This window comes from Bacillus sp. ISL-34, assembly GCF_018613325.1.
Lineage (GTDB): Bacteria > Bacillota > Bacilli > Bacillales > DSM-1321 > Peribacillus.
Genome location: NZ_JAGGQJ010000004.1, coordinates 204245 through 225417 on the forward strand (window position 1 = coordinate 204245; position 21173 = coordinate 225417).

The window sequence follows — 21173 nt, forward strand, 5'->3', positions numbered from 1 at the left end:
GTGTGCTGTTGACATATACAAAAATGGGTATACTCACTCCATGTTTCCACTAAATGCTTCAAGGCTTTCTTATCATTATATGATTCAGACTAGTTGTTCATGGCATGAATATATGCTCATCGATAGATAGGGGAAAAGTACTTATTTAAATAATTTCTATTAAATTTGAAGATTGAAGAGTGAAATATAGGGAATAGGGGAAAGTATAGTAGTATTGTGGCTTTTATTAACAGAGGAGGGATTTTTTTGTCTGATAAATCCAAAAAAACAAATGAAGAATCGGAAGAAACTTTAACGAACAGGCAAGGGCACCCGGTAACGAATAACCAGAGTATTAGAACTGTAGGGAACAGAGGTCCTAGTACACTTGAGAACTATGATTTCCTGGAAAAGATCAGCCACTTCGATAGGGAGCGCATTCCTGAGCGGGTCGTGCATGCCCGCGGTGCAGGTGCACATGGTTATTTCGTTCCGACCGGTAAAGCGGGGGACGAGCCGATTTCAAAATATACGAGAGCGAAGGTTTTTCAGGAAGAAGGTAAAAAGACCCCGGTATTCGTGAGATTCTCATCCGTTATTCATGGAGGGACGTCCCCGGAAACGTTACGTGACCCGAGAGGATTTGCCGTTAAATTTTATACGGAAGATGGTAACTGGGACCTTGTAGGCAATAACTTGAAAATTTTCTTTATCCGTGATGCCATGAAATTCCCGGATTTGATTCATGCCTTCAAACCGGATCCGGTCACGAATATTCAGGACGGCAGGAGGATTTTCGATTTTTGCGCGAGTTCGCCTGAAACATTCCATATGGTTACCTTTGTGTTTTCCCCATGGGGCATTCCAGCTAACTACCGCATGATGCAGGGGTCAGGGGTCAATACTTATAAATGGGTGAATGAGGAAGGGAAAGCAGTGCTTGTCAAGTATCATTGGGAACCGAAACAAGGGATCAAGAACCTGACACAGCAAGAGGCCAATGAAATTCAAGCTACGAATTTCAATCATGCCACACAGGATCTATATGAAGCGATCGAACGCGGGGATTATCCTGAATGGGATCTCAACGTACAAATCATGAGTGATGATGATCATCCTGAGTTGGATTTCGATCCGCTGGATGATACGAAGATCTGGCCGAAAGATGAGTTCCCATGGCTGCATGTCGGTACCATGGTATTGAATAAAAACCCTGAAGACTACTTCACTGAAGTCGAACAGGCTGCATTCGGCACTGGTGTCCTAGTGGATGGACTGGACTTTTCTGATGACAAGATGTTACAGGGGCGTACATTCTCTTATTCCGATACACAACGTCACCGTGTTGGAGCGAATTATCTGCAATTGCCGATCAATGCTCCAAAGAAACGAACAGCCACGAATCAGACTGGCGGACAGATGCAATATGAAGTTGGCAGAGGCAGTCAAAGCCCCCACATCAACTACGAACCATCTACTATCGGCGGCTTGAAGGAAGCCAAGCAGACGGGCAAGGAGCATACACCTATGGTGGAGGGGAAACTTGTTCGTGAGACGATCGATCGCCAAAACAATACGAAACAGGCCGGGGAAACATTCCGTGAATTCGAGGATTGGGAAAAAGATGATTTAATTTCCAATTTAGTGGCGGCATTGGCTCCTGCCGACAAGCGCATTCAGGAAAAAATGATAGCACTTGCCGAGGAGGCCGATGAAGAGTATGGCCGCAGATTGAAAGAGGGACTGGCCTCGGCTTCTGAACATACAGACTCTTCAAAACCTCTGGGTGGGACGGATAACCCTGAGGACGCCGTTAGAAAAGGACATGAAGCGGATCCATATTGATTGGACTGAAAAAGAGGCAAACTTTCCTTTAAAGGGGTTTGCCTCTTTTTTTAATGGGCATAATTGATGGATGTGTGGAATGTTCTTCTGATGATGCCTTGAAAATCAAGTGGGAATACATTGGCAAAAAACATGATAATCATTTAAACTGAAACTACTCTATTTTTCTCTTATAAAGGAGATGAAAAAATGATTAAAATTCTTTCTGCCCTTTTCCTTCCTTGTCTACTTGTCATGCTATTTTCAAGAGTCACCTATAACAATGTCGTGGGCCTTGTTTTAACTGTTGCCTTGATTACAGCTTCCGCATATAAAGGTTATACGCATACAAACTTATTGATCATCGTCGATGCCTTATCCCTTACTGTGGGATTTTGGTTATCAAAAAGAATGATGAAACGTACATCCAAGAGCGCCTGACATCAAAGGTGCTTTTTTTGTACCCAGCCTTGTCATTCCCCTCAACACACCATGAAGTCCATAAAACAAAAATAGAATGGATGTTCGCTTATTGCTGGTTTGTTTTAAGGCTATTGTGGTAGAATGTGTATATATACTTTATCAAACCGGAATAAATAGAAGGGATATAGGCATGTCCCGTTTTCATATAAAAATATTTCAATAGGAGGCTATGCTTGGTGAAGGATAAGTTTGAGTTAGTCTCAAAATACTCTCCTCAAGGAGATCAACCGGCAGCAATTGAAATGCTGGTCGAAGGGATTAAGGAAGGCAAGGAAATGCAGACGTTATTGGGGGCAACGGGGACAGGGAAAACGTTCACCGTTTCCAATGTGATTCAACAAATCAATAAACCGACTCTTGTCATTGCCCACAATAAAACGTTGGCAGGGCAGCTTTACAGTGAGTTTAAAGAGTTTTTCCCTAATAATGCCGTCGAATACTTCGTTAGCTATTATGATTACTACCAGCCAGAGGCTTATGTTCCATCCACGGATACATTCATCGAAAAGGATGCAAGCATCAATGATGAAATCGATAAACTGCGTCACTCGGCGACCTCGTCTTTGTTCGAAAGGAAAGATGTCATCATCATTGCCAGTGTTTCGTGCATATATGGACTCGGTTCTCCAGAAGAATACCGGGAGATGGTCGTTTCCCTCCGAACAGGCATGGAAATAGACCGGAATGCCTTGCTGCACAGACTCGTTGATATTCAATATGAACGAAATGATATTGCTTTCCAACGGGGGACCTTCCGCGTTCGCGGCGACGTGGTCGAAATTTTCCCGGCCTCACGTGATGAACATTGCGTACGGGTCGAGTTTTTCGGGGATGAGATTGACCGTATCCGTGAAGTCGATGCCCTGACTGGTGAAATTACCGGTGAACGTGAACATATCGCCATTTTCCCGGCTTCCCACTTCGTAACCCGCGAAGAGAAAATGCGGATAGCCATTCAAAATATCGAAACGGAACTGGAAGAGCGATTGAAGGAATTAAGGGAAGATGAAAAACTCCTTGAAGCACAGCGCTTGGAGCAGCGGACCCGTTATGATTTGGAAATGATGCGGGAAATGGGCTTTTGTTCAGGGATCGAGAACTATTCCCGCCATTTGACACTTCGTCCCTCAGGTGCGACACCATACACTTTAATCGATTACTTTCCAGAGGACTTCCTATTGGTCGTGGATGAATCACATGTAACCCTTTCGCAAATCCGCGGAATGTTCAATGGAGATCAGGCGCGTAAGCAAGTGCTCGTCGATCATGGCTTCCGTCTGCCGTCTGCAAAAGATAACCGCCCGTTAAGATTTGAAGAATTTGAAAAAAAGGTCCATCAATCCATATTCGTTTCGGCAACTCCGGGACCATATGAACTCGAACATACGCCAGAAATGGTTCAGCAGATCATCCGTCCTACCGGATTGCTGGATCCGACGGTAGAAGTGCGGCCGATTGAAGGGCAGATAGATGACTTGATCGGTGAAATACAGGAGCGCGTCAAAAAGAACGAACGTGTGCTCATTACGACCTTGACGAAAAAGATGTCTGAGGATTTAACTGATTATTTAAAGGAAATCGGCATCAAGGTCCAATACCTTCATTCGGAAGTTAAGACCTTGGAAAGGATAGAAATCATCCGGGAACTTCGAATGGGCAAATATGATGTACTCGTTGGAATCAATCTTTTAAGGGAAGGCCTGGATATTCCGGAAGTGTCGTTAGTGACCATTCTGGATGCCGATAAAGAAGGGTTCCTTCGCTCGGAACGTTCTCTTATTCAAACGATGGGCCGTGCAGCCCGTAATGCCAACGGCCACGTCATCATGTATGCAGACCGCATCACAAATTCGATGGAACTTGCCATCAATGAAACGAGGCGGCGCCGCGAAATCCAGGAAAATTATAATGAAGAGCATGGAATAATGCCTCAAACCATTCAAAAGGATATCCGTGACTCCATAAGGGCGACTCATGTAGCCGAAGAAAGCGAAGAGTATAAGGAAGACCTTGCACCAAGCCTCGCGAAGCTTCCTAAAAAAGAGCGTTTAAAAGTGATGGCAAGCATGGAAAAAGAAATGAAGGAAGCGGCAAAGGCACTGGATTTCGAGCGAGCTGCCGAGCTGCGTGATTTATTACTAGAGTTAAAAGCGGAAGGGTGACGAAACATGGCAATGGATAAAATTGTGATAAAAGGCGCCAGGGCCAACAATTTAAAGAATATTGATATCACGATACCGAGAGACAAACTTGTTGTGCTGACCGGATTATCCGGATCTGGAAAGTCTTCCTTGGCTTTTGATACGATTTATGCAGAAGGGCAAAGACGTTATGTAGAATCACTGTCCGCTTATGCTCGTCAATTCTTAGGCCAAGTGGATAAACCGGATGTCGATGCGATCGAAGGTTTGTCACCAGCCATTTCCATAGACCAGAAAACGACCAGTCGAAATCCTCGTTCAACCGTAGGGACTGTTACGGAGATCTATGATTATTTAAGGCTGTTATTTGCACGGGTGGGCAGGCCGACCTGTCCGATCCATAATATTGAAATCACCTCACAAACGATTGAGCAAATGGTGGACCGCATTCTTGATTACCCTGAACGAACCAAGCTTCAGGTATTGGCACCGCTTGTCTCAGGCCGAAAAGGGACACATGCAAAAGTTTTGGAGGAAGTTAAGAAACAAGGATATGTCCGCATTCGTGTGAACGGGGAAATGCATGATCTCAGTGAGGAAATCACTCTCGAAAAAAATAAAAAACATTCGATTGAAGTCATCATAGACCGGATTGTCATTAAAGAGGGTATCATGGCCCGGCTTGCAGATTCATTGGAAAGTGCTTTGCAGCTTGGCGAAGGCAAAGTCATCATTGACGTCATGGGTGAGGAAGAGCTGCTGTTCAGTGAACATCATGCTTGTCCATACTGCGGATTTTCGGTTGAAGAATTAGAGCCGAGGATGTTCTCCTTCAATAGCCCGTTTGGAGCCTGCCCGGATTGTGATGGCTTGGGGGCGAGGCTTGAGGTGGATCGTGATCTGGTCATCCCCAATCACGATTTAAGCCTCCGTCAACATGCGATTGCGCCATGGGAGCCGACGAGTTCTCAATATTATCCGCAGCTCCTTGAAGCGGTAGCCAACCATTATGGGATAGATATGGATGTGCCAGTTAAAGAGTTGCCGGAAGAGAAGATGGATAAGATCTTGCTTGGTTCAGGTAAAGATAAGATATATTTCCGTTATAAAAATGATTTTGGAAGAGTGCAAGAAGGATATATTCCTTTTGAAGGAGTTTTGAGAAACATTGAAAGGCGCTTCAAGGAGACGAGTTCAGATTATATTCGTGAGCAAATGCAGAAATATATGTCAGAACATCACTGTCCAACTTGTAAGGGTCATCGATTGAAAAAAGAGAGTCTTTCCGTGCTCATTCAAGGGGTCCATATAAGTGAAACGACAGCTTTATCAGTGGAAGAAGCGTTAGTATTTTTCGATGAGCTTGATTTGACTGAAAAGGAAGCTGCAATTGCGAGATTGATTTTACGTGAAATTCGTGAGCGTCTCGGTTTCCTGGCTAATGTAGGTTTGGAATATTTGACGTTGAGCAGGGCAGCAGGAACATTATCAGGCGGTGAAGCGCAGCGAATAAGATTGGCGACGCAGATCGGTTCCCGATTGACGGGAGTTCTCTATATTTTGGATGAACCTTCAATAGGGCTGCATCAGAGGGATAACGATCGATTGATCGAAACATTGAAGAATATGCGCGAAATCGGCAACACACTGATTGTTGTCGAGCACGATGAAGATACGATGATTGCTGCGGATTATTTGATCGATGTTGGTCCTGGAGCAGGAGCGCATGGAGGGGAAATAGTGGCCGCTGGAACTCCGGAAGAGGTCATGAATAATCCTAAATCCTTAACGGGCCAATATTTAGCAGGGAAGAAATTTATTCCATTGCCATTGGAACGCCGGAAAAATGATGGTCGTGTCATCGAGATAAAAGGTGCCAAGGAAAATAATTTGAAAAACGTTAATGTGAAATTCCCACTTGGGGTCTTTACGGCCGTAACAGGAGTCTCGGGGTCAGGGAAAAGTACATTAGTGAATGAGATCCTCCATAAATCATTGGCTCAAAAGCTGAATCGGGCAAAAGCCAGACCAGGCGATTTCCGTGAGATCAAGGGAATTGAGCATTTAGATAAAGTCATTGATATTGACCAATCACCGATTGGCAGAACCCCACGATCGAATCCAGCTACCTATACGGGTGTATTCGATGATGTTCGTGACGTGTTTGCCTCGACTAATGAAGCGAAAATCCGCGGTTATAAAAAAGGGAGGTTCAGCTTCAATGTAAAGGGCGGCCGCTGTGAAGCATGCCGAGGTGATGGCATTATCAAGATAGAAATGCATTTTCTCCCTGATGTCTATGTCCCGTGTGAAATCTGTCATGGGAAACGTTATAACAGGGAAACTCTTGAAGTGAAATATAAAGGGAAAAATATATCCGACATTCTCGATATGACAGTCGAGGAAGGCGTTAGTTTCTTTGAAAATATCCCAAAAATCAAACGGAAGCTACAAACGATTTTTGACGTTGGTTTAGGTTATATTAAGCTTGGACAGCCTGCTACCACTTTATCAGGCGGTGAAGCGCAAAGGGTGAAACTTGCTTCTGAATTGCATCGCCGTTCCACTGGGCGCTCCTTTTATATCCTGGATGAACCAACTACCGGACTTCATGTCCACGATATAGCAAGGCTGCTCAAGGTTCTGCAGCGGCTGGTTGACAATGGGGATACGGTTTTGGTGATCGAGCATAATCTGGATGTCATCAAGACGGCGGACCATATTATTGACCTGGGACCGGAAGGCGGAGATAAGGGCGGTACGATCGTCACTTATGGAACACCAGAAAAAATATGTGAAGTTTCCGAATCGTACACGGGAAAATACTTAAAACCTGTACTTACCCGTGATCAAATTCGCATGGAAAATTGGATTGAAGAAAAGGAAACGGAGCATGAACATGCTTAAAGAAACAAGCCATCAGGCTTGTTTTTTTGTAGAAAGATGACGGTGTGCATTTAATCAATCATTTGATTAAAGAATCGGAAAAGGAGATATTTCCAGGGAAATCATACATCTTCCGCTTCGGAAATTGTCATTTTCCTTTGTCGAATGATGGGAAAAACGGTATTTATGAAACTTTTTAGATATCTAGGCGTATGTATGAATAAAATGATAGAAGAAAGCGAGGAATGTTCATGCAGGAGGAAAGAAAGAAAATTTTAGAAATGATTCAGGATGGAAAGTTATCAGCGGAAGAAGCCATGGGCCTTTTGGAAGAATTAGATAAAGCCAGTCAGGAAAGTGAAGCTAAAGAGCAGAAATTGCAAAATGAATTATCGACGGTAGTCGTGGATAAGAAAAGCGAAGGAAGCACACAGGATACGTTTAAAAAGAATATCCAGTCATCGAAAGAAAAGATTTTTGATTTCGTTGAAAGTGCTTTTAAGAAAATCAAAGAAACGGACCTTGATTTCAATTTCGGGAAATCTGTGGAGGTCAGTCATATTTTCCAGCATGATCATGATCTCCTGAATGAAGTTGATGTAGATATAGCAAATGGGAAAATAAAAATCGCCGCATGGGACCATAATGATGTCCGGGTTGAATGCCAAGCAAGGGTATACCGTGTGGAGGATATAGAAGAAGCCAGGAAAAACTTTTTAGAAGAAGTTGATTTCACGATTGAAAATGGAAAATTGAAGTTCAAGGTTCGTGAAAAATCCATAAAGGTTGATACGGTCATGTACATTCCAAGGAAGGAATATGAGGACATACATGTAAGGTTGTTCAATGGAGCAATCACGACTGAATCATTGAAATCAGAGAACCTTAAAGCAAAAACGGCGAATGGTGCCATTCATATCATACAGGGTACGGGGGATTCGTGTGAGCTTGAAACAGGTAATGGGATGATCACCATTTCAGATACCAACTTTAATGACTTGGAAGCCGAGACCCTGAATGGAGCGATTAATGCCGATGGATACTTCAAGAAATTGGATGTCCAAACTTTCAATGGGGAAATCATCTGTACGAATTCAGGAATGGATTGCGATTCGATCCATGCTAAGTCAGTCACTGGAAAAGTCCAGCTGACCCTGCCACCAGGCAAGGCGATTGAAGGAGAGTTGAAATCGAATTTAGGAAACTTTAATGTAACTTTGGAAGGGATGACCATCATCGAAGAGAAAAGTGATGTGGTTCAGAAGGTCCTAAAGTTTAAGACGGTTAAAGAAGAGGTTCCTGTGCTTCATGTTTTTGCAGAAACCAAGACTGCAGCGATAACGGTTTCCTGAAGAATAGAAAGACCGCTGTATATAACCGGTGGGCTCAGAATGCAGGTAAACTCGATGAAAATCGAGTTTGCCTGCATTTTTATTATGGTTTGTTCTAAATTTAATAACAAAGTTGATTGGAGAGGAAGGTACGAGGCTCCTGCGGGAAAAGCGCGTCTAGGGGAGACCCCGCGGGCGCAAGCCGAGGAGGCTATTTGACCGCCCGCGGAAAGCGAGTGCCTGGAGCGGAAATCAACATCTTGTATAGAAGCCAACCTTTAGGAGTTGATTCGGGAACATTAATTGATGAAAGATACGTTTTCCGAACCCCTTTTCCCTACAAAGTGAGCCCGCCAGTAAAAAAAGCAAGCATTCTTTTATTTTGGTATAAGAATTCATGTATGTTCCTCTCTTCTCTTTCCTCTTCACGGGGACCTTCCCGCTGCCATCATGCGGGAGGAGTGAATAAAAAAACGGTAAATCGATAATGCTTTGTTTGGTTATTAACAGAAAAATGCTAAAATAGAAAAAGTATCTCAAAAAATAGCATCGCTCCAAAAGGAGGAAAGATATATGGCAAAAGTCCGTACAAAGGATATAGTAGAAGCGTTCGGTCTAGAACTTATCAGTGGGGAAGAAGGAATTAACCGACCAATCGTCACGAGTGATTTATCTCGTCCCGGACTTGAAATAGCCGGTTTTTTTGATTATTATCCCGCAGATCGAGTACAGCTTTTAGGCATGACGGAGATGTCCTTTTTTAATCGGCTGAATGAACCGGATCGAGTACAGAGGATGGAAGAGTTATGCAGGGACTTTACTCCAGGCATCATCATTACGCGTGGTCAGGAAGTGCCGATAGAATTGATCGAAGCTTCTGAGCGGGAATCCGTTCCTGTGATGAGATCTAATATGAAGACAACAAGGTTATACAGCCGCCTGACCAATTTCCTTGAAAGCAGGTTGGCACCAACTACTGCTGTTCATGGTGTATTGGTGGATATCTATGGGTTAGGTGTGTTGATCACCGGCAAAAGCGGCGTCGGTAAAAGTGAGACAGCCCTCGAATTAGTGAAACGGGGTCATCGTCTCGTAGCCGATGACTGCGTCGAAATCAGGCAGGAAGATCAAGATACGCTGGTCGGGAATGCCCCGGATTTAATCGAACACCTTCTAGAAATAAGAGGATTGGGAATCATTAATGTAATGACACTTTTTGGAGCTGGTGCAGTCCGGAGCAATAAAAAGATTTCAATCGTCATCAATCTGGAACTATGGGAAAAAAACAAGCAGTATGACCGGGTTGGTCTTGATGAAGAAAAAATGAAAATCATCGATACGGAAGTGACGAAAATTACCGTACCTGTCCGTCCAGGGCGAAATTTAGCTGTCATCATTGAAGTGGCGGCCATGAATTACCGCCTGAAGCGAATGGGAGTAAATGCTGCAGAACAGTTTTCAGATCGCTTGAACCATGCCATTGCAGATCCGGAACATGATGAATTTTAAAAGGTTATAGGAAATGAGGGGACAAAATGGAACAAGGAATACAGCCGCTGAATCCAATAGCGATAGATCTAGGTCCCATCCAGGTACATTGGTATGGACTAATCATCGGTTTCGGTGTGTTATTGGGTCTTATTATCGCTTTAAGGGAATCTGAGCGAAGAGGTCTTGATAAGGAAATATTTACTGACATGATTTTGTTTGCTGTCCCGATCGCGATCATTAGTGCCCGTATTTATTATGTGATCTTCCAATGGGAGTACTATTCACAAAACCCGGGAGATATCATAAAAATATGGAATGGCGGAATTGCCATACATGGTGCGTTGATTGGGTCGGTGCTGACTGCAATCGTTTTTGCCAAGGTCAAGAAAGTCTCATTTTGGAAGCTGGTGGATATTGCTGCACCGAGCTTATTGTTGGGGCAGGCGATTGGCCGTTGGGGTAATTTCATGAATCAGGAAGCGCATGGTGGAGAAGTAACAAGGTCATTCCTGGAAAATATGCATTTGCCTGAATTCATCATTAATCAAATGTACATAAACGGTACGTATTATCACCCAACCTTTTTGTATGAATCGATTTGGAATATCGTCGGTGTCATTATTCTCTTAAGTTTACGGAAAGTGAACTTGCGCAGGGGGGAACTATTTTTAACCTATGTAATATGGTATTCCATCGGCCGTTATTACATTGAAGGATTGCGGACGGATAGTTTGATGCTGACGGAATCACTGCGTATCGCACAAGTGATCTCGATTGTGTTGGTAGCGGTAGCCATTGCTTTAGTGGTCTATAGAAGGGTCAGTGGGCATGCAGACAAAAGATATTTAGATGCATAGGGAATATGTGTAAAGGGAGAGGGCATAGTGTTAGTAGATTCGGTTAAAAAGGGACTTCTTTCAGGTTTGAATACAACTTGGTCTTTGGGAAAAGTGATATTTCCAGTTACTTTGATCGTCACTGTGCTTCAATATACGCCTGTATTGCCATTCATCATTAACTTGATAGCGCCTTTGATGAATCTCATCGGTCTTCCAGGGGATGCGGCAATTCCGCTCGTGTTAGGGAATTTCCTGAATTTGTACGCAGCGATCGCTGGCATATTAACGCTTGATTTGACTGTGAAAGAAGTTTTTATTATCGCTATGATGCTATCTTTTTCACATAATTTATTGATCGAGTCAGGTGTGGCGATGAAAACCGGTGTCAAGCTGTGGATCATCCTAACAGTACGGATCGGGCTTGCGCTTTTATCAGCGATCGTCATCAATCTTGTGTGGCAGGGCGGATCTGAAATGGCCCAAGGAGTGGCTATCGGGGAGGCTGCAGAGATTAATGGAGCGGGTGCAATCCTTTTGCATGGGGTCATCCAGGCCCTTTCAGGAATCGGCCAGCTGGCAATCATCGTTATTCCGCTCATGGTGGCGGTTCAAATCATGAAAGATCTAAAATGGCTGGAAGCCTTTTCGAAAGCCCTTGCTCCCTTCATGAAGGTCCTGGGGATGAAGCCGAATGCTTCCATGCCTTTCGTTACAGGCCTGACTCTCGGTTTGGCATATGGGGCAGGCGTAATGATTCAAGCGGCTAAAGAGGATAATGTTTCAAAGAAGGATATGACGATTGCATTCATCTTTTTAGTTGCCTGCCATGCTGTTGTAGAAGACACACTGATTTTTATTCCGCTGGGGATTCCTGTCTTGCCGTTGTTACTTATTCGGCTACTCACTGCCATTATTTTAACGATGGCCGTTGCGTATATATGGAATCGGGCTGACAGGGTACAGAGAAAGGGAGCTGTATATGAACAGTAACATAACTACATTATTATTTGATCTTGATGGGACGTTGATCAATACAAATGAATTGATCATCGCCTCTTTTACAGAAACTTTAAACCACTTTTGTCCTGGAAAGTTCAATCGGGAAGATATCATTCCATTTATCGGACCGACTTTGGTTGATACTTTCACTTCCATTGATCCAAAACGAGTGGATGAAATGATCGCTTACTATCGGGAGCATAATTGGAAAAACCATGATTTGCTTGTGACACAATTTGACGGGGTGTTCGAAACCGTTCAAACATTGAAGCAGAGCGGTTATAAATTGGCAGTCGTTACGACAAAGAAGCGTGATGTCGTCGAAAAGGGCCTGCGTTTAAGCAAACTGGATCAATTCTTTGAAGTGGTGGTCACGCTGGATGAGGTGGAAAAAGCAAAGCCGGATCCAGAGCCTTTGGTAAAAGCTTTAAATCAACTCGGTTCGGTTCCTGAAGAAGCGATCATGATTGGCGACAGTTATCATGATATTCTGGGCGGGAAGAACACAGGTACAAAAACGGCAGGGGTCTCATGGTCCATTAAAGGCCGTGAATTCTTGGAAAGTTATCACCCTGATTATATGCTTGAGCAGATGGCAGATTTATTGAATATCGTTGAGGTTGAAAAGCTCACGGAGGCCAGAAAATGAGACGCACGTCCCGCTATCCAGTTGAAGGGGCTAATTCACTATGGCATGTATATAAGACCGTTCCATTCTGGAAAGTCGTAAAGAATTTTGTGGTGATACAGCTAGCGCGTTATACGCCTTTTCTGGGCATGAAGAATTGGCTATACAGGACTTTTTTACATATGAAAGTCGGGAAGCATACTTCGTTTGCCTTGATGGTCATGCCGGATGTGATGTTTCCGGAAAAAATATCGGTTGGAATAAATACTGTCATTGGCTATAATACGACGATTCTTGCTCATGAATATTTGATTCATGAATATCGTTTAGGTGATGTAGTCATTGGGGATGAAGTATTGATTGGAGCCAATTCTACCATTCTTCCAGGACTTTCAATTGGAAATGGGGCGATTGTCTCTGCCGGCACGCTTGTTCATAAGGATGTTCCGGAGGGAGCTTTCGTTGGGGGAAATCCAATGAAAATCATATATACCAAAGAAGAAATGCTTGAAAGGGAGCAGCAAACTTCCTTATGAAAAAAGGACTTGCCCGTATATGTGGCAGGTCCTTTTTAATGGCATTTTTGGTATAACGGAGTCAGTTCATTCTTTAGATGCTCTATCACTTCGTTGATTGATATATTTTCCCGGTTCACCGTCGCTTCATACGTTTCTTTTAAAATACGAAAAAACCTTTCCTGTGCCTGTTTATCCATATTGAGCTTGTCCTCCTATCACCTATTAAAGATTTATGAAGAGGGGGCTGAACAACTTCAGCCCCCTATCTCATTTATCTATTTCCGAATTCAATAAATCGGCAACCAATACGGTGCACTACAATATATGAAAAAGGATAGCAGGTTGTTACTGTAAGTGCGGCTTTAGGCTTGGGAACGATCACGGTACGGTCATCTGCATCGACGATACGAACCTTCCTCACTTTATATGTAAACGTACCGGCTTCTGTCTCGGCAATCAGAAAGTCACCCTTGCCGACTTCGCCTAGATCTCTGAAAATTTTATCTCGATGACGGGATAAAACGGAATTATCCTTTTCACCTGAGAGGACGGAGCCTGCATAATGACCGACGCCCTTTTCGAGTTCATCTTCGTCCGTTCCATGGTAAATTGGGAGTGTTGCCTCGATTTTTGGAATATTGAGCTCACCCATCAAATCACCTGTCTCTGGCCGTTCTTCATATAGTTCAAGCCCATCGGGAATATCTGCCTTCGTCTTCCGGTTCGGGGAGCTTAGCCGTCGCTTCCGTTGTATCAGATTCATTCCATTTATACAGGGCATAGCCTTTTAACAGTGTATAGGCGTTTGAATAACAATGAATGGCTAAAGACAGGAAGAATCGTCTGGGGAAAAGGTATAATTCCTTGTATTTGGATCTAAACCAATCATGAAGAATATCGAAAACAGCCTTGGTTTGAAGTAATGGGATCAGGCATATTTTCCTTGACGTAACGTGGGGGCAGGGGTAAACTATTAATAACTTCAACCTGCTACCATATTAGCGAACTAAAGTGTTTTATTAGATTATTGTGAGTATTTATATGATTATGTCACTTTATTTGATACTATTTTTATATGTTATCCGAAATTTGGATTTAAGCTTGAAACATTGGAAAGATAAAGGGGTAAGAAAAAAAGGAATAGTAAATCGGTTTTGCCAATAGGCGGATCGATTGGATATAGATAGTAATCAATATTTCAAAAGGATGTGCAGTCGTGACAAAGCCATTTATGTTTGAAAAACCGTTAGGCATGAGAGATACATTGCCTGTGCTGTATGAAACGAAAGTGTCGGCCAGAAATAAAATGAGTGATGAAATCAAGAAGTGGGGCTATCAATTTATTGAAACGCCTGCTTTGGAATATTATGAAACAATTGGCGAGGCTTCGGCAATATTGGATCAACAGTTATTTAAACTTCTTGATTCCCAGGGGCATACGCTCGTACTCCGTCCCGAGATGACAGCCCCCATTGCACGGGTCGCAGCATCCAAACTGTTAAAACAGCAAATTCCGCTTCGCCTGGCCTATTCCGCGAATGTATACCGGGCACAGCAGCGTGAAGGAGGCAGGCCGGCAGAATTCGAACAGATTGGTATTGAGTGTATCGGAAATAAGTCTATAAATGCCGATGCTGAAATGATTGCCCTGCTTGCGGATGCTCTAAAGGCTGCCGGGCTTCAGGAATTTAAGATTTCCATTGGACATATTGGATTTCTGCAAGAATTTTTCTTGAGCATTCTAGGTACGGAGGAAAGAGCCTCTATATTAAGGAAGTTTTTGTATGAAAAGAATTATGTTGGCTATCGCGAGCATGTTAAATCACTGCCGCTTTCATCCATTGATAAACAACGGCTTATCGAATTTACCTCCTTACGTGGCAGTGAAGGGACCCTGAAAAAGGCGCTAGGGTTGGTTGAAAATAATAAAGGGCAGGATTCTTTGGCTGAACTGAAGGAATTGTCTGCGCAGCTGAAAGAATTTGGCGTTGAACAATATGTGAGCTTCGACTTAACATTGGTCAGTCATATGAGCTATTACACGGGAACCTTATTTGAAGTGTATGCCGGACAAGTCGGTTCGCCAATCGGCAATGGCGGCCGGTATGATAATCTGCTGGAGAAGTTCGGCTGGAATGCTTCGGCCACAGGTTTTGCAATCCGGGTGGATCGTCTTGCAGAAGCTCTTGGGGAGCCGATCCAGCCTGTTGCGCCAGAATGTATTTTATATAGTCCCGAACGGAGATTGGAAGCAATTGAATTTGCAAGAATAAAACGTTCCGAAGGAAAATTGGTAACGATTCAAGATATTACAGTCGTCCAAAATGTCGATGCTTTTACACGGACATTTTCAGAAGTGCATTTATTCGTAGGGAATGGGGGGAATGGAAAAGATGAATAATAGCTTTTTAACGATTGCCATGCCGAAAGGGAGAATTTTTGAAGAAGCGGCAGAGCTATTAAGAAGTGCAGGTTTTCGTCTCCCTCCCGAGTTTGATGATTCCCGAAAATTGATCCTTGAAGTGGAAGAGGAGAATCTGAGGTTCATTTTAGCTAAACCGACGGATGTCGTAACCTATGTGGAACACGGCGTCGCTGACATTGGAATTGCAGGAAAGGATGTCATGCTAGAGGAAGAACGTGATGTCTATGAGTTACTTGATTTGAAAATCAGTGCCTGCTATTTAGCTGTAGCTGGTCTGCCTGGTACGAAAATGAGTGACATCGCCCCCAAAATAGCCAGTAAATATCCGAATGTTGCCTCCAGTTATTTTCGCGAGCAGGGGGAGCAAGTCGAGATCATTAAGTTGAATGGGTCTATTGAGTTAGCACCGTTAATTGGTTTAGCTGAACGAATCGTCGATATCGTTTCAACCGGGCGGACATTGAAGGAAAACGGTCTTGTGGAATATGCAAAAATCGCCAATGTGACTTCGAGGCTGGTAGCAAACCCTGTCAGCTATCGAATTAAAGAAACAAGGATTACAGAAATCGTGGAACGTCTAGCAGAAATTATTGAATAGAAAGAATCGCTAATGAGGTGAAGGTATGAAAATAGAACGGTTTGCTGAAGGGATTTCACTGAAACGCTCGGTTGACGCAGGTACTGCCGATCAAAGAAAAGCGGTCCAGGATATTATTTATGATGTCAGGAAAAGCGGAAACGCCGCTTTACATACTTATACCGAACGTTTCGATGGCGTCAGTACAGGGGAATTGCTTGTATCGGAGCAGGAAATGGAAGAAGCGACAGCGACCTTAACTGCTGAGCAGCTTGATATTATACAAGAAGCCGCGAATAATATTCGAATGTTTCACGAGAAACAAATTCGGAATTCATGGTTTACGACTGATGATACGGGAACGATGCTAGGACAAAAATTGACACCACTTGATGCTGTAGGTGTTTATGTACCTGGAGGCACAGCGGCATATCCTTCGTCAGTGCTGATGAATGCGTTACCTGCGAAGGCCGCGGGGGTGGAACGGATCGTTATGGTGTCTCCGCCAGGGAAGGATGGAAAATTATCGCCAGCGGTTTTGGCAGCTGCCAAAATTGCCGGAGTTAAGGAAATCTATAAAGTTGGCGGGGCTCAGGCCATAGCTGCCCTAGCTTATGGGACGGAAACAATTAAGAAAGTGGATAAAATAGTGGGTCCGGGAAATATATACGTGGCGTTAGCGAAGCGCGAAGTATTCGGAGATGTCGCCATTGATATGATAGCTGGTCCAAGTGAAATAGCGATATTGGCGGACGAAACCGCCATCGCTGCAGAAGTTGCGGCAGACTTGCTGTCACAGGCGGAGCATGATGCTCGTGCTTGCAGTGTTTTGGTCACGACGTCAACGTCTCTTGCAGAAGAAGTGGCAGCAGAAGTGACCAAGCAGGTGGCGTTACTTCCACGCCATGATATTGCTGCAGCATCCATAAGGGATTATGGAAGAATCGTTGTATGCGGGAATATGGCGGAAGCTGTTGAGGCGATTAATGAACTTGCACCGGAACATTTGGAAATTGTGGCCAATGATGCACTTGAAATCATGGCTAAAATCCGGCATGCCGGGGCAATCTTCATTGGCCGCTTTAGTTCGGAGCCCGTAGGGGATTACTTTGCAGGTCCCAATCATGTGCTGCCTACCAATGGAACCGCCCGTTTTTCCAGCCCACTGAATGTGGATGATTTCCAAAAGAAATCGAGCGTCATCATGTATAGTGAAACGGCCTTCCGCAAAAATGCAGAAAAAATCGCAGCATTTGCCCGAATGGAAGGACTTGAGGCTCACGCCCGTGCCATTGAATCACGTGGTGTGAATGAATGCGGGAAATAATCCTGAATTATTAAAATACGTGAAATCACTGATATAAAGACTTTTGACATGCTTTTACATCTTGGGAAAAGGGGTCTTACCCCGTTGAGGAGGAGTTGTAATGGAACGTTTTGCTAGTGTGGAGCGAAAGACGAATGAAACGGAAATAAGTTTGAGGTTTGGCGTGGATGGGGAAGGTAATTCGTCCATTAAGACGGGCGTTCCGTTCATGACGCATATGCTGGATTTGTTCACGAAACACGGAAAGTTTGATTTGACCGTAGATGCAAACGGAGATACAGACGTGGATGATCACCATACAACTGAAGATATTGGCATTTGCTTAGGTCAGACGTTATTGGAGGCCCTTGGAGACAAGCGCGGGATAAAGCGTTACGGAAATGCTTTCGTACCTATGGATGAAGCACTCGCCCAGGTTGTCATCGATTTAAGCAATCGTCCGCATCTAGAGTTCCGGGCTGAGTTTCCTTCGCAAAAGGTCGGTACTTTCGATACTGAACTGGTGCACGAGTTTCTTTGGAAATTCGCCCTTGAAGCCAGGATGAACCTGCATGTAGTCGTTCATTACGGTCACAACACACATCATATGATCGAAGCAATATTCAAAGCGATGGGACGTGCATTGGATGAAGCTACGACCATCGATCCACGTGTCAAAGGCATCCCTTCGACGAAAGGAATGTTGTAAATGATCGGGATCGTCGATTATGGCATGGGGAATTTATTTTCTGTAAGTAAAGGGCTTGAGCGCCTTGGTGCCGATTCATTCATTTCCGATGACCCAAAAGAACTTTCAAAATCGAAAGGAATCATACTTCCCGGTGTTGGCTCTTTCAGGGATGCCATGAGTCTCTTGGAAAAACAAAAGCTGGATGAATTCCTGAGGGAATATGTAGCCGATGGAGGACATCTATTAGGCATCTGCCTTGGTATGCAGCTTCTCTTTGATGAAAGTGAGGAAAATGGACCGGCAAAAGGATTATCCCTCATCCCGGGAAAAGTCGTTCGTTTTAAGGGAGTGGATGCGAATGACAAGGTTTATAAAGTGCCGCACATGGGCTGGAATCGTCTTGAATTTAAACACACGTCACCAGTGAACGAGGGTCTGGAAGAGGAACATGTTTATTTCGTCCATTCCTACTATGTCGATACGGATGAATCATTCATTACCGCTTCGGCGAGGTATGATGTGGAAGTTCCGGCAATCGTCGGTAAAGGGAATGTGTTCGGCATGCAGTTCCATCCGGAAAAAAGCGGGAAGATGGGCATGTCACTCTTAAGAAATTATCTGTCATTAGTAGAAGGGAAGGAAGAAGCATGAGCAACTTTACTATTTACCCGGCGATTGATATGCGCGGAGGCAAATGCGTCCGCTTAATCCAGGGAGATTACAATCAGGAAACCGTTTATGGCGATTCCCCCTTCGATATGGCTAAAAGCTTTGCGGACCAAGGAGCCGATTGGATTCATATGGTTGACCTTGACGGAGCTAAAGAGGGCGTACGCATCAATGATTCATACGTAATTAAAGCTGCAAGTGAGTTAGGAGCCCGCATTCAAATCGGCGGCGGCATCCGTACGGAACGGGATATAGCCCATTACTTGGATAATGGGGTGGAACGTGTCATTCTAGGCAGTACGGCCGTTTCAGACCCTGATTTCACTAAAGATATGATTAGGAAATATGGAAGTCATATCGCAATCGGGATCGATGCGAAGGATGGCAGGGTTGCCACTCATGGTTGGCTTCAAACGTCTGGGACCCTTGCGATAGATCTTGGCAAATTACTGGCCGATGCTGGTGCCGAGACCTTTATCGTGACGGATATCGCGACGGATGGGATGCTTTCAGGTCCGAATGTGAAAGGTATATTGGCCATGGCGGAGGCAACCGGTAAAAACGTGATTGCTTCGGGCGGCATTAGTTCACTCGAAGACCTTATCACCCTCAAGGAGTATGAAGCCCAAGGCATTGCAGGGGCAATCATTGGCAAGGCGCTTTATACCAATCGCTTTACTGTAGAAGAAGCGCTAGAAAAGGTGCGTGGTTAAATGCTCACTAAACGAATTATTCCATGTCTCGATGTAAAGGATGGACGCGTAGTCAAAGGCATACAATTTGTTTCCCTTAGGGATGCTGGAGACCCGGTCGAACTTGCAGCGTTTTACGACCAAGAAGGTGCAGATGAGCTTGTATTCCTGGATATTTCCGCATCACATGAAGGCAGGGAAACGATCGTCGACGTCGTTCAAGCGGTAGCGGGCAGCTTGGCAATCCCGTTCACGGTGGGCGGCGGCATTAATTCATTGGCGGATATGAAGAAGATCCTACGAGCTGGCGCCGATAAGGTATCCTTAAATACAGCAGCCATTCTGCGCCCTGATTTAATTAATGAAGGTGCTGATTATTTTGGTTCACAATGTATCGTGGTCGCCATAGACGCCCGATATGAAGAAGAGCTTGGGTCATGGCGCGTCTATACCCATGGCGGTCGGAAACCGACTGAATGGGAAGTGATCGAGTGGGCGAAGGAAGCCGTAATCCGCGGTGCAGGTGAAATACTATTGACAAGCATGGATTGTGACGGCGAGAAACAAGGGTTTAATATCGCTTTGACAAAAGCGGTATCTGAAGCCGTTTCGGTGCCGGTCATCGCCTCAGGCGGGGCTGGTAACGCTGAACATTTCCAGGAAGCCTTCCAAGAAGGTAAAGCCGACGCAGCATTAGCCGCATCGATTTTTCATTATAAAGAAACATCCGTCAAAGAAGTCAAAGCGTTTCTCAAACAACAAGGAGTGGTTGTACGATGAATCTTGAAACTATTAAATACGACGAAAAAGGCCTGATACCGGCAATTATTCAAGATGCAGGAACCGGCGAAGTGCTGACCCTTGCTTATATGAATCAAGAATCACTGCAATTGTCGATTGAAAAAGGTGAAACGGTTTTCTTCAGCCGTTCGCGCAATGAATTATGGCATAAAGGAGCAACCAGCGGTAATACCCAGAAAATCATCGAAATGAAGTATGACTGCGATCAAGATGCATTGGTCGTTCGGGTCGTTCCTGCAGGTCCTGCGTGCCATACAGGGGCAACAAGCTGTTTTAACGAAACGATTTATCAAAACAGTGAAGCCGGACAAGACGTGAAGGCGAATGTGACTTTCTTGACGGAATTAGAAAACTTGATTAAAAAAAGAAAATCGGAAATGCCTGAAGGTTCATATACTACCTACCTATTCGATAAGGGTGTTGATAAGATCCTGAAAAAAGTCGGTGAAGAAGCCGCAGAAGTGATCATTGCTGCTAAGAACCGCGATGCAGAGGAACTTTCGATGGAAAGTGCCGATCTTCTCTATCACTTATTCGTTCTTCTTCAGGAGCAGGAGTTGCCTTTCCAAGCAGTTCTTGATGTATTGAAGGCTAGACATGCCGATAAGGATGAACCGAAAGAAACTGAATGAATGGTGAAAGCCCTCCGTCAATTGGAGGGCTCAGACTGAAGACAAACTCGATGAAAATCAAGTTTGTCTTTAGTTTTTTTATGGCTTGTACAATTTGGACGTTGATTTCCGCTCCAGGCACTCGCTTTCCACGGGCGGTCCGGGAGCCTCCTCGGCTTGTGCCTGCGGGTCTCCCCTAGACGCGCTTTTCCCGCAGGAGTCTCGCACCTTCCTCTCCAATCAACTTCTGCTACAAAATTTTGGTAGAAACCATACCTGAGA

The 21173-nt window shown here is 44.3% G+C and carries 19 protein-coding genes and 1 pseudogene; 18 read left to right on the forward strand and 2 right to left on the reverse strand.

Annotated features, from left to right (window positions below):
- Positions 1-240: 240 nt before the first annotated feature.
- From J7E52_RS04775 to J7E52_RS04820, 10 genes are all read left to right on the forward strand, one after another.
- A complete protein-coding gene (locus J7E52_RS04775; protein ID WP_396020250.1) occupies positions 241-1824 on the forward strand; it encodes a catalase in 1584 nt (527 codons plus the stop codon).
- Positions 1825-2013: 189 nt separating this feature from the next.
- Entirely contained in the window at positions 2014-2244 is a 231-nt protein-coding gene (locus J7E52_RS04780; protein ID WP_034309928.1) for a CsbA family protein, read from the forward strand.
- Positions 2245-2462: 218 nt separating this feature from the next.
- On the forward strand, positions 2463-4448 hold the full coding sequence (gene uvrB, locus J7E52_RS04785) for an excinuclease ABC subunit UvrB (protein ID WP_214743916.1): 1986 nt from the start codon (positions 2463-2465) through the stop codon (positions 4446-4448).
- Positions 4449-4454: 6 nt separating this feature from the next.
- Positions 4455-7334, forward strand: coding sequence for an excinuclease ABC subunit UvrA (uvrA, locus tag J7E52_RS04790; protein WP_214743917.1), 2880 nt, complete (start codon positions 4455-4457; stop codon positions 7332-7334).
- Between the two features lie 230 nt (positions 7335-7564).
- The gene (locus tag J7E52_RS04795) at positions 7565-8665 is read left to right on the forward strand and encodes a DUF4097 family beta strand repeat-containing protein (RefSeq protein WP_214743918.1); all 1101 of its coding nucleotides are present in this window, start codon (positions 7565-7567) and stop codon (positions 8663-8665) included.
- 552 nt (positions 8666-9217) lie between these two features.
- Entirely contained in the window at positions 9218-10153 is a 936-nt protein-coding gene (hprK, locus tag J7E52_RS04800) for an HPr(Ser) kinase/phosphatase (protein WP_137016681.1), read from the forward strand.
- Between the two features lie 26 nt (positions 10154-10179).
- Positions 10180-10992, forward strand: coding sequence for a prolipoprotein diacylglyceryl transferase (gene lgt, locus J7E52_RS04805; protein ID WP_214743919.1), 813 nt, complete (start codon positions 10180-10182; stop codon positions 10990-10992).
- A gap of 27 nt (positions 10993-11019) precedes the next feature.
- On the forward strand, positions 11020-11964 hold the full coding sequence (locus J7E52_RS04810) for a nucleoside recognition domain-containing protein (protein ID WP_214743920.1): 945 nt from the start codon (positions 11020-11022) through the stop codon (positions 11962-11964).
- Entirely contained in the window at positions 11954-12622 is a 669-nt protein-coding gene (ppaX, locus tag J7E52_RS04815; RefSeq protein WP_214743921.1) for a pyrophosphatase PpaX, read from the forward strand. Before J7E52_RS04810 ends, ppaX begins: the two co-directional genes overlap by 11 nt.
- Complete coding sequence (locus tag J7E52_RS04820) at positions 12619-13137, forward strand: acyltransferase (RefSeq protein WP_063233944.1); 519 nt, start codon at positions 12619-12621, stop codon at positions 13135-13137. Before ppaX ends, J7E52_RS04820 begins: the two co-directional genes overlap by 4 nt.
- A gap of 35 nt (positions 13138-13172) precedes the next feature.
- On the opposite strand, the gene J7E52_RS04825 is transcribed toward J7E52_RS04820, so the two are convergent.
- Together J7E52_RS04825 and J7E52_RS04830 are read right to left on the reverse strand one after the other, a co-directional pair.
- Entirely contained in the window at positions 13173-13316 is a 144-nt protein-coding gene (locus J7E52_RS04825) for a YwzD family small protein (RefSeq protein ID WP_214743922.1), read from the reverse strand.
- Positions 13317-13390: 74 nt separating this feature from the next.
- Positions 13391-13804 (reverse strand): annotated as a pseudogene (locus J7E52_RS04830) (class D sortase); the annotation flags it as partial.
- 531 nt (positions 13805-14335) lie between these two features.
- Here J7E52_RS04830 and J7E52_RS04835 point away from each other — a divergent pair.
- The 8 genes from J7E52_RS04835 to hisIE all read left to right on the forward strand — a co-directional run bounded on the left by J7E52_RS04835 (position 14336) and on the right by hisIE (position 20912).
- A complete protein-coding gene (locus tag J7E52_RS04835) occupies positions 14336-15520 on the forward strand; it encodes an ATP phosphoribosyltransferase regulatory subunit (RefSeq protein ID WP_214743924.1) in 1185 nt (394 codons plus the stop codon).
- Positions 15513-16142 carry an ATP phosphoribosyltransferase gene (gene hisG, locus J7E52_RS04840; RefSeq protein ID WP_214743925.1) on the forward strand — a complete coding sequence of 210 codons (630 nt, stop codon included), beginning with the start codon at positions 15513-15515 and terminating at the stop codon, positions 16140-16142. Before J7E52_RS04835 ends, hisG begins: the two co-directional genes overlap by 8 nt.
- 25 nt (positions 16143-16167) lie before the next feature.
- The gene (gene hisD, locus J7E52_RS04845) at positions 16168-17448 is read left to right on the forward strand and encodes a histidinol dehydrogenase (protein WP_214743926.1); all 1281 of its coding nucleotides are present in this window, start codon (positions 16168-16170) and stop codon (positions 17446-17448) included.
- Positions 17449-17548: 100 nt separating this feature from the next.
- Positions 17549-18136: an imidazoleglycerol-phosphate dehydratase HisB gene (hisB, locus tag J7E52_RS04850; RefSeq protein ID WP_214743927.1), complete on the forward strand. Its 588-nt coding sequence runs from the start codon at positions 17549-17551 to the stop codon at positions 18134-18136.
- A complete protein-coding gene (gene hisH, locus J7E52_RS04855; protein ID WP_214743928.1) occupies positions 18137-18769 on the forward strand; it encodes an imidazole glycerol phosphate synthase subunit HisH in 633 nt (210 codons plus the stop codon).
- A complete protein-coding gene (hisA, locus tag J7E52_RS04860; RefSeq protein WP_144478118.1) occupies positions 18766-19500 on the forward strand; it encodes a 1-(5-phosphoribosyl)-5-[(5-phosphoribosylamino)methylideneamino]imidazole-4-carboxamide isomerase in 735 nt (244 codons plus the stop codon). Before hisH ends, hisA begins: the two co-directional genes overlap by 4 nt.
- Positions 19501-20259: an imidazole glycerol phosphate synthase subunit HisF gene (gene hisF / locus J7E52_RS04865; protein ID WP_214743929.1), complete on the forward strand. Its 759-nt coding sequence runs from the start codon at positions 19501-19503 to the stop codon at positions 20257-20259.
- Complete coding sequence (gene hisIE, locus J7E52_RS04870; protein ID WP_214743930.1) at positions 20256-20912, forward strand: bifunctional phosphoribosyl-AMP cyclohydrolase/phosphoribosyl-ATP diphosphatase HisIE; 657 nt, start codon at positions 20256-20258, stop codon at positions 20910-20912. The genes hisF and hisIE overlap by 4 nt, the downstream gene beginning before the upstream one ends.
- Positions 20913-21173 lie beyond the last annotated feature (261 nt).

Coding starts and splice junctions, on each gene's coding strand:
- J7E52_RS04780 (WP_034309928.1), top strand. CDS start 2,014: ATGATTAAAATTCTTTCTGCCCTTTTCCTTCCTTGTCTACTTGTCATG.
- uvrA (WP_214743917.1), top strand. CDS start 4,455: ATGGCAATGGATAAAATTGTGATAAAAGGCGCCAGGGCCAACAATTTA.
- J7E52_RS04795 (WP_214743918.1), top strand. CDS start 7,565: ATGCAGGAGGAAAGAAAGAAAATTTTAGAAATGATTCAGGATGGAAAG.
- hprK (WP_137016681.1), top strand. CDS start 9,218: ATGGCAAAAGTCCGTACAAAGGATATAGTAGAAGCGTTCGGTCTAGAA.
- lgt (WP_214743919.1), top strand. CDS start 10,180: ATGGAACAAGGAATACAGCCGCTGAATCCAATAGCGATAGATCTAGGT.
- ppaX (WP_214743921.1), top strand. CDS start 11,954: ATGAACAGTAACATAACTACATTATTATTTGATCTTGATGGGACGTTG.
- J7E52_RS04820 (WP_063233944.1), top strand. CDS start 12,619: ATGAGACGCACGTCCCGCTATCCAGTTGAAGGGGCTAATTCACTATGG.
- J7E52_RS04825 (WP_214743922.1), bottom strand. CDS start 13,316: ATGGATAAACAGGCACAGGAAAGGTTTTTTCGTATTTTAAAAGAAACG.
- hisG (WP_214743925.1), top strand. CDS start 15,513: ATGAATAATAGCTTTTTAACGATTGCCATGCCGAAAGGGAGAATTTTT.
- hisD (WP_214743926.1), top strand. CDS start 16,168: ATGAAAATAGAACGGTTTGCTGAAGGGATTTCACTGAAACGCTCGGTT.
- hisB (WP_214743927.1), top strand. CDS start 17,549: ATGGAACGTTTTGCTAGTGTGGAGCGAAAGACGAATGAAACGGAAATA.
- hisH (WP_214743928.1), top strand. CDS start 18,137: ATGATCGGGATCGTCGATTATGGCATGGGGAATTTATTTTCTGTAAGT.
- hisA (WP_144478118.1), top strand. CDS start 18,766: ATGAGCAACTTTACTATTTACCCGGCGATTGATATGCGCGGAGGCAAA.
- hisF (WP_214743929.1), top strand. CDS start 19,501: ATGCTCACTAAACGAATTATTCCATGTCTCGATGTAAAGGATGGACGC.
- hisIE (WP_214743930.1), top strand. CDS start 20,256: ATGAATCTTGAAACTATTAAATACGACGAAAAAGGCCTGATACCGGCA.